Source organism: Rhizobium sp. 05N49, from assembly GCF_056396805.1.
In genome coordinates, this window is record NZ_JBFTME010000038.1 from 19,559 (window position 1) to 27,617 (window position 8,059).

Annotated in this window: 9 protein-coding genes and 1 pseudogene; 5 read left to right on the forward strand and 5 right to left on the reverse strand. The window is 60.7% G+C overall.

Annotated features, from left to right (window positions below; genetic code table 11):
- Window positions 1-136 precede the first annotated feature (136 nt).
- The gene (locus tag AC1DF8_RS35015; protein ID WP_478157360.1) at window positions 137-1,351 is read left to right on the forward strand and encodes an alpha/beta hydrolase family protein; all 1,215 of its coding nucleotides are present in this window, start codon (window positions 137-139) and stop codon (window positions 1,349-1,351) included.
- Window positions 1,352-1,373: 22 nt separating this feature from the next.
- Here AC1DF8_RS35015 and AC1DF8_RS35020 read toward each other — a convergent pair whose 3' ends face one another.
- Window positions 1,374-2,255 carry a LysR family transcriptional regulator gene (locus tag AC1DF8_RS35020; protein WP_478157361.1) on the reverse strand — a complete coding sequence of 294 codons (882 nt, stop codon included), beginning with the start codon at window positions 2,253-2,255 and terminating at the stop codon, window positions 1,374-1,376.
- A 97-nt stretch (window positions 2,256-2,352) separates the two neighbouring features.
- Between AC1DF8_RS35020 and AC1DF8_RS35025 the strand changes: the two genes are divergently transcribed.
- On the forward strand, window positions 2,353-3,099 hold the full coding sequence (locus tag AC1DF8_RS35025; protein WP_478157362.1) for a sulfite exporter TauE/SafE family protein: 747 nt from the start codon (window positions 2,353-2,355) through the stop codon (window positions 3,097-3,099).
- A 9-nt stretch (window positions 3,100-3,108) separates the two neighbouring features.
- Here AC1DF8_RS35025 and AC1DF8_RS35030 read toward each other — a convergent pair whose 3' ends face one another.
- Window positions 3,109-3,501: a RidA family protein gene (locus tag AC1DF8_RS35030; RefSeq protein WP_478157364.1), complete on the reverse strand. Its 393-nt coding sequence runs from the start codon at window positions 3,499-3,501 to the stop codon at window positions 3,109-3,111.
- Between the two features lie 135 nt (window positions 3,502-3,636).
- Here AC1DF8_RS35030 and AC1DF8_RS35035 point away from each other — a divergent pair, with 135 nt between their 5' ends.
- On the forward strand, window positions 3,637-4,521 hold the full coding sequence (locus AC1DF8_RS35035; RefSeq protein WP_478157366.1) for a LysR substrate-binding domain-containing protein: 885 nt from the start codon (window positions 3,637-3,639) through the stop codon (window positions 4,519-4,521).
- 111 nt (window positions 4,522-4,632) lie between these two features.
- The gene (locus AC1DF8_RS35040) at window positions 4,633-4,944 is read left to right on the forward strand and encodes a hypothetical protein (RefSeq protein WP_112547367.1); all 312 of its coding nucleotides are present in this window, start codon (window positions 4,633-4,635) and stop codon (window positions 4,942-4,944) included.
- 104 nt (window positions 4,945-5,048) lie between these two features.
- On the opposite strand, the gene AC1DF8_RS35045 is transcribed toward AC1DF8_RS35040, so the two are convergent.
- Together AC1DF8_RS35045 and AC1DF8_RS35050 are read right to left on the reverse strand one after the other, a co-directional pair.
- A complete protein-coding gene (locus AC1DF8_RS35045; protein ID WP_112968271.1) occupies window positions 5,049-5,228 on the reverse strand; it encodes a hypothetical protein in 180 nt (59 codons plus the stop codon).
- 160 nt (window positions 5,229-5,388) lie between these two features.
- Entirely contained in the window at window positions 5,389-6,228 is an 840-nt protein-coding gene (locus tag AC1DF8_RS35050; RefSeq protein WP_478157368.1) for a DUF4118 domain-containing protein, read from the reverse strand.
- A gap of 223 nt (window positions 6,229-6,451) precedes the next feature.
- Here AC1DF8_RS35050 and AC1DF8_RS35055 point away from each other — a divergent pair, with 223 nt between their 5' ends.
- Window positions 6,452-6,655 (forward strand): hypothetical protein, encoded by a 204-nt coding sequence (locus tag AC1DF8_RS35055; RefSeq protein ID WP_162710225.1) that lies wholly within the window; start codon window positions 6,452-6,454, stop codon window positions 6,653-6,655.
- Between the two features lie 163 nt (window positions 6,656-6,818).
- On the opposite strand, the pseudogene AC1DF8_RS35060 reads toward AC1DF8_RS35055, so the two are convergent.
- A pseudogene (locus AC1DF8_RS35060) lies at window positions 6,819-7,731 on the reverse strand (LysR family transcriptional regulator).
- Between the last annotated feature and the right edge of the window lie 328 nt (window positions 7,732-8,059).

The window sequence follows — 8,059 nt, forward strand, 5'->3', positions numbered from 1 at the left end:
TCAACAGCCTTGCACGGGAAGAGCATGAGCACAACCTCCAATAATGTCTCAGGTAAGCGCGTTTTCGTGACAGGGTCGAAAGCCGCCACTATAGTCATTGCGATCGCTGCGGCGGCAGCCATTGGTGGAGTTGGCGATGAGCATGCTGTTCAGGAACGAGTTGCATGAGGATTTCGGCAGCTGGCCGATTGCCTATATTCCCTATGGCGGGGCGGATTTCGGCGAGATCCGGGCTGTGGCGGAAGCCGTCGGCGATGGCGATGACGGCGCATTTTACCAGGCTTGGATTTCGGCCGGCGACCGGCTGAAAGAAGAGGCCGAGGCAGCGCTTTCCAGGCACCATAAGGTCAGCGCGCGCGAGCTTTATCTGAGAGCGAGCGTCTTTTATGCGGCTTCCTATCATCCGCTCTATGGTGCGCCCGTCGATCCGCGCCTGCTTTCCGCCTTCCGCAAGCAGACGGACGCACTGGAAAGAGGGCTTGCGCTCTCGGCTCCGACGATCGAGCCGCTCGCCATACCATTCGGCAAGACGCCGATGCCCGGATATTTCGTCCCGGCACAGGGTCTCGAGCATGAGGTGCGGCCGATCATCATCTTCAACAACGGCTATGACTGCACCATCACCGACACCTATTTCGCCTGCGCCGTCGCGGCTTCGCGGCGCGGCTATCACAGCCTGCTTTTCGACGGTCCCGGCCAGGGCGCCATGCTCTACGAGCACGGCATACCGCTGCGGCCGGACTGGGACGTGGTCATCAGGGCGGTGGTGGATTTTGCGGTCAACCATCCGCTCGTCGACCCTGATCGGATCGCGCTCAGCGGCTGGAGTCTCGGCGGGCTCCTGGCGCCGCGTGGGGCGGCGGGAGAGCCGCGCATTGCCGCGCTCATTGCCGATCCTGGCACGTGGAGCATTGCCGATGGTTTTCGCCGGGTCATCATCCAGAAATTCGGCGTCCCGGCGGAAGCGGCGGCCGATCTCGGCGCTCTCGACCAGAAACTGCTCGATACGATGGACGCTTTCCTGCGCGCCAACCCGGTGCTGAGCTGGAAGGTGGTGCAACGCGGTTTCTGGGTGCATGGAGTGGATAATCTCAGGGCCTTCCTCGCCTCGGCCGAACTTTTCACCATGCGGCGACATGCCGAGCGCATCCAGTGCCCGACATTGATCACCCAGGCCGAGAATGATGGGCTTGCTGCCGACGCCGGCTTCTTCTTCGCTGCATTGCGCGGCCCGAAGACGCTGATGCGGTTCACCGCCGCAGAGGGCGCGGATGGCCATTGCGAGATGAAGAACCGGTCACTGCTCAACAGGCGCGTCCTGGACTGGCTCGACGAGCAATTCAGGGCCTGATCGTCGGACACCCAGACATTGCTCAGGCCGATGTCAGATGGTCCAGAAGGTTGCGGGCGTGAACCGGCAGGTCCGCGCCTTGCGCCGTGCAGACCACCAGCCGTCGGGTTGCCCAATCGTCCGCCAGGCCGACAACGACAATTCCGCATGACCGCTTCGCACGGCGGGCGGCCGTATCCGGCACGATGCCGATGCCGGCGCCTGCACCGGCCAGCCGGCAGATGGCCTCGAAATCGCGCAGCCGCACGCGGATCTTGAGCCTGACACCGATGCGGCTCGCCTGGGCATCGATGTGATCCTGAAGGGCGCCGCCGGCAAGCGCGATGAAATGTTCGCCTGCGAGATCGGCGAAATGGACGCTGCTCTCCCGCGCCAGAGAATTGCCGCCGCCTACGATGACGACGAGCCGATCGGTCGCGAAGGGTCTCGCCGTCAGGCCGGCCATCTCAGCCGCGGCAGAGAGGATGCCGATCTCGGCGTGGCCAGCTGCGACACTTCTCGCAATCTCGACGCTCTGGCGCTCCTTCAATTGCAGATCCACCTGCGGGTTGGCTGCCATCCAGTGAGCCAGCTTTTCCGGCAGGTGTTCCGATATGGCGGCCGTGTTGGCGAGAATGCTGATCGTCGAGCGCAGCCCGCGTGCATATTCGCCGAGTTCGCCGTGCATCTGCCTGAGCTGGCCGAGGATCAGGCGGGCATGATGAGCAAGTGCCGCGCCGGCCTCAGTCGGGGAGACGCCGCGCCGGCCGCGCTCAAGCAAGGCGACTTCGCCAAGCGCCTCCATGTCGCGCAGGCGTTCGCTGGCAGCGGCGAGCGAGAGGCCCACGTCTGCCGCCCCATGGGTAATGCTGCCGGCATCGACGACGGCGAGGAACAGGCGAAGGTCGGTCAGATCGAAACGCATTTTTCAAGGATAGGCTATTTTCAGCCTTCGGACCAGCCGAAGGCTGGGCGAGGGACTTCCGCATTGTGCCGATACTGGAAGCTGCTACCGATGCGGCATGTCCGATCTTTCCATTACCTTTCTCGCAGCCGTCACCGCCACGTTCTTTGTCGCCGGCATCGTCAAGGGTGTCACCGGCATGGGACTTCCGACGGTCGCAATGGGTGTCCTGGGTGTCTTGACCTCGCCGCTGACGGCGGCAAGCCTGCTGATTGCGCCGTCGTCAGTGACCAATATCTGGCAGTTGTTCGCGGGGCCGAGCTTGCTTCCGCTTCTGCGGCGGTTCTGGCCGATGATGGCGGCAGTTGTTGCGGGAACGCTTCTCGGATCGGCATTGCTGACCACAGGCGATACCAGCCTGACGACCAGAGGTCTGGGCGGGGCACTGGTGCTCTATGCCGCCTATGCGCTGTTCAGCCGCCAGATCCGCGTGCCACCGGCGATGGAACCTTGGCTTTCGCCCATCATTGGCGCTGCCACCGGACTGGTGACGGGCGGTACCGGCGTCTTCGTTATTCCCGCCGTACCCTATCTGCAAGCGCTCGCGCTTGAGAAGGATGATCTGGTCCAGGCGCTCGGCCTGTCCTTTACCGTCTCGACGTTCGCCCTTGCGGCGTCGCTCGGGCTGCGTGGCGCCTTCGAAGCGGGCAATCTTGCGCTCTCCTGCCTCGCCATTCTTCCGGCGCTGGCCGGCATGTGGGCGGGGCAGGTGCTGCGAGGGCGAATTGCGCCCGACACATTCCGCCGCGGCTTCCTCATCTGCCTGCTGCTGCTCGGGGCGGAGATGTGTCTGGTGCCACGTTGACGCCGCTTGTCAGCGGCTTGGGCCGCCGGTCGCGGCAATCGCTTCGATTTCGATCATCGCCTTGGGGTCATAGAGCGCCGTGATTTCGGCGATCGTGTCGGCGGGGTAGGGCTCGGAGAAATATTTGCGGCGCAGTTCCACTACATCGGGGAAATGCCTCATATCCGTGACGAAGATCGTCACCTTGACAACGTCCTTCAAGCTCGAGCCGCCGGCTTCGAGCGCGCGGCGGAGATTGGCGAAGGCCTGCTCTCCCTGTGCACGAAAACCTCCGTCGACGATCCGGCCCTCGTCATCGGCGCCGGCCTGGCCGGAGATGAACAGGAGATTGCCGAACCTGATGCCCTGCGACAGCAAGAAAGGTTCATAATTGTCCGGTTGGGTGACGATACGTTCAAACATTGATTGCTCCTTGCGCGGCGATGGTCAAGATCAGATCATCTTGATGACCTCGGCTTTGTCGGGATAATGATCTGGAAATCCTGTGTTCGACAAATTCCAAATCATCAGCTGTCAGGTGAACTGAATTCATCCGTCATGGTCATGCGCAAACTTCCACCCCTGTCGTCGCTGCGTGCGTTTGAGGCAGCCGCCCGCTTGCTGAGCTTCAAGCGGGCGGCGGAGGAACTCGGCGTGACGCCGACGGCCATCAGCCATCAGATCCGGTCCCTGGAAGATCACACCGGCCTTGTTCTGTTCAACCGGCAGGTCCGCAAGGTGGTGCTGACGGAGGCGGGTGTGCAGCTCTATCCCGTCCTGCGGGACGGGTTCGATGCCGTCGAGGCCGTGCTCGACCGTCTTGTTCAGTCCCAGAGACGCGCCAGGGTGACGATTTCGGCCACCAGCGCGTTCACGTCCAAATGGCTCGTTCCGCGCGTGGCGCGTTTTCACGCCCTGTATCCGGATATCGACCTTCAGCTTCACGCTTCCGACGATGCGGTCAGTCTCACCGAGACCGGTGTCGATATCGCGATCCGCTACGGGAGAGGCCCCTATCCCGGCCTGAGTGCCGAGGTAATGTTTGCCGATGACTTCGCCCCCGTCGTCAATCCCCGGCTCGGTCCGCTGGGGATCGGCGACCTGGATAAGGTGCCGCTCATCCATTTTCAATGGCGGCGACAACACCCGCTCAATCCGACCTGGGAGCGCTGGTACTCGGCAGCGGGTCTTGTCCCGTCTTCGCCCCGTGGCCAGTTGCATTTTTCGGATGAAAGCCATGCTATTCAGGCCGCCGTCGCCGGCCAGGGTATAGCGTTGCTGAGCCTTGCGCTTGTGCGGGAGGAGCTGGCGGCCGGTCATCTGGTCCAGCCGTTCGGCCCTGCGGTTGCCGGCCATACCTACCATATGGTCACGAGCAGCGATCAGCCGCCCGGTGCCGGCGTTCGCGCGGCGCTCGACTGGTTGCGGGCGGAGGTAGGCTGATCGTGGGGCGTCGTGCTGTATGATGCGCGCCGCCTTGTTTTGGCCCCGCTCGCCTATCACTAAGCAGGTCCCACGCGATGGGYGATTCGACCGTTCAACAAGGGTTTGAAAATGATCAAGATAATGACGATTGCGGCAACCGCGATGCTGGTATCGGCCCAGTTTGCCGCTGCCTCCAGTGATGCCGCGTGGAATGCGCTTTTTGCCAAGGTGAACGGCACCTGCATCGGCCAGTCGGGCATGGATACGCCAGAGGCGACCGCTCCCATCGTCTTCGACGACGCGACGGGCAAGGTTGCCGTGCTGCTGCGCGGCTCGATGGGCAAGGGCAAGAGCAAGGTCAAGAACGTCAACCTGATCTGCCTCTACGACAAGAAGACCGGCAAGGCCTCTATCCAGGAATATCGCTGGCTCGGCCGGTAATGCCATGCGGCCATCATGCGCGCGCATGATGGCCTGCCGCCGGAGAAATATGCCGGCCCGATCGGATGACGCTTTTTGCAGCCGCAGGCTGGACAGGGTCGGGTCTAGAAGGAGGTGCCGTGCGGTATCAGCCTGATGGCGATCGCACCAGCCAGCAGGAGAAACAGAACGACCGCAGTCGTCAGGCTCGCCAGAAAGTGGCGATAGGTCTTCCGGTTTCGGGCGCTGCCGGCAATGATTTCGCGTTCACGCGCCAGGTAAATTACGCCGTTGCGGCCGAACATAGGTTTCTTCCTCGAGGTCATCGACTGGATTGCCGAGGGAATTTGCCCGAAAAGCCCATATGAAATCGATATTGCCGCGGGGCAGGGCAAATAAGAATTGCATAAGTGCCAAAGCGCGCTCGCTGCCACCGTCAGCGTGAAAACTCGCAGGCCCGGGTGTTCAAGCCCGATAGCGGTCGATCGCGGTGCCGAAGACCAGGGCGACGATATCCATCATGCCGTCGGGATTGGCCGGGCGCCGGTCCGGATCGAAGGCGACGCCGATGACGGCACTTTGGCCGCAGGCGTTTGCGACGGGCCAGAAGTCGAAGCGGGATTCGTCATAGGGGTAGACGCCGCCAGTGACGGCAAGGCGCGAATCCCACGCGGATCTTGCAGCCTCGATCTCGATGGCCGACAGTTGTTCTGCGCCCGTCACCTGCGGTTTGCCATCCGCCCGTTCTCGGATGATGACGACTGCCGGCGACTGGAAGAAGCCCGTGACGGCAGCAAGCGTCAGCGTCGTCGAGTCCTCCAGCGAGCGGCTTGTCGTCATCCTTCCCGCATAGGTCTTCAGAGCCGCCTGCATGCGGCGCGTTCTCTCGAGATCGATGCTCTTGTGACGTCCCCAGGCGGTGATGGCGCTGATGATGCAGGCGACGACGAAGAGCAAAACGATCGCCCAGATATTGGCGGTATCAGCCACAGCAAGCGAAAAGCGCGGCTCGGTGAAAAAGAAGTTATAGGCGAGCGCGCCGAGGACGGCGGAAAACAGCGCCGGCCCAAAACCAAAGAACACGCTGCCTATCACGACTGGAATGACATAGATAAGCGACAGGTTGGGAATGGCCTCATAGCGGTCGAAACCTGCAGCAATGGCTGTCGCCATCACGGTCATGAGGAGGCAGATGACATAACGGACGGCCGGCGGCACCTCCGAGAAATCCAGGCCTTCTTCGATATCAATGTCGGCAATCGAGGCTTCGGCCGGCGACGCAGTGAAATTCTTCTCAAGAGACATGACCACAATCCTTCTGAGAGGAAAGTGGATCGCCTCGTATTTGAATTCCATGCGGAAAAAGGCGGCGTTTCATAAAGGCCGCATAAAGCCTCTGCCGGACGAACGCGTCTTGGCGTCCTTATACAACGCTTATGCCGCTTCCCGTCTGCTCCAATCGAAAACATATGCGCGAACCGATAGCTTTGCATCGTCCGTTCGGACAAGTGCATTTTGATCGGAAGGAATGGCTATGTACGGTCGCTGGTGGGCTTATTACATGCAGGCGCGCATGCGCGATGTGACCTTGTCTCATCCGTCCAGGAATACGCAGAACAGAACCGGGGTCGCGTTCGATCACGCAGACGATCTCTGGATATTCGTCAGGCTCGCTCTGGTTCTGGCCGTCTTCTTTGCTGGCGTCGCCTGCATCCTGTGGGTGGCGAACTGACAGGAATGATGAAGTAACTGCAATGCCGTTGCACCTCGGCGGATCGATACCCGCCGATCTGCGCGGTCGACGCAAAGAATCCTCTCCGAAGGTGGACTTTTGCGTTTGATATTTGCAGCAAGATTTAACGAGCGATCTTAGTTCTGCTTATTTCCGACGAAAATCAGGAATTTCGCGAGCGAGCCACATGGGCCTGGAAAGCATCTGGTCGATCGGCGAGATGCTCGGCTACGAAATCCACAAAGGCCCGAACCTTCGGTGATAACTGGCGATTTGACGGCCAGACGAGGGACAGTGAACCAAACGCGACCATGTATGAGGCCAGGGCGGGAACGAGCAATCCTCCGCGAATATGCGTCGCCGCCACATAGACCGGCAAATGGGCAACGCCCAAACCATCCAGCGCGGCTTGCAAGCCCGCGTCCGTATTGTTGAACGTCAGGCTCCTCGGCAAGATCAGTTTTTCGTTCGGAGGAGCAAAAGCCCAGGGCGCCAGGCGACCGCTGGTTGGATATTTGAAATGTATGCAGGCATGCCCGGCAAGATCGGCTGGCGTTGTCGGCAGCGTATGGCGCGCGAAATAGCCGGGACTTCCACAAACGACAAAATGCTGCTCACCGAGACGACGGGCGATCAGACCGGTATCGGCAAGTTCTCCGCTGCGAATGACAACATCCAGCCCTTCTGTCACCAGATCGGCGACGCGATCCTCAAAGTCGATATCCAGCTCGATCTCGGGATATCGTTCGACAAACGCCGGCAGGATCGGCATCAGGAGATGATGACCGACGATATGCGGAACGCTGACGCGCAGGCGTCCCTTCGGGCGTTTCCGGCTTTCGATAATGCTTGTCATCGATAATGCGCTTGCAGCGTTCGTAGAAGGCTGAACCTTCCTCCGTCAGGCTGATATTGCGCGTCGTCCTGTTGAACAACCGGACGCCAAGCCGCGCTTCCAGGCGAGCGATGGCCTTTCCGATGGCCGATGGAGAAACACCGGCGACGCGGGCCGCCGCCACGTAGCTGTGTCGCTCGGCGGCATGAACGAATGCGGTAAGGCTGCTGAGACTATCCATGGTTACATCATAGAGGACATTTTGTCCTTTATGTAAGTCCATTCCCGGCGATTGATCCATATTGAAGACATAATATCGTTTCCTCCGACAAGAAGCCAATTCGGTTTCTGCTTTCCTTTAGCCGGAGAAAAAGATGAAGTTGACACAAAAGGAACGACAGTGGGCAGGAGCCAATTCATCACTGGCGGTGCTGCTAGTCACCTGGAACCAAAGTAAGCTTCATTTTGTTTGGCTCCTGTCACAAGAGCAGGAGTTTGATCGATGGTTGGCAGGCAGGCGGACCTCGTCGTTGTGAGCGACGCGGACAGAAATTTCCTCGAATCTCAGG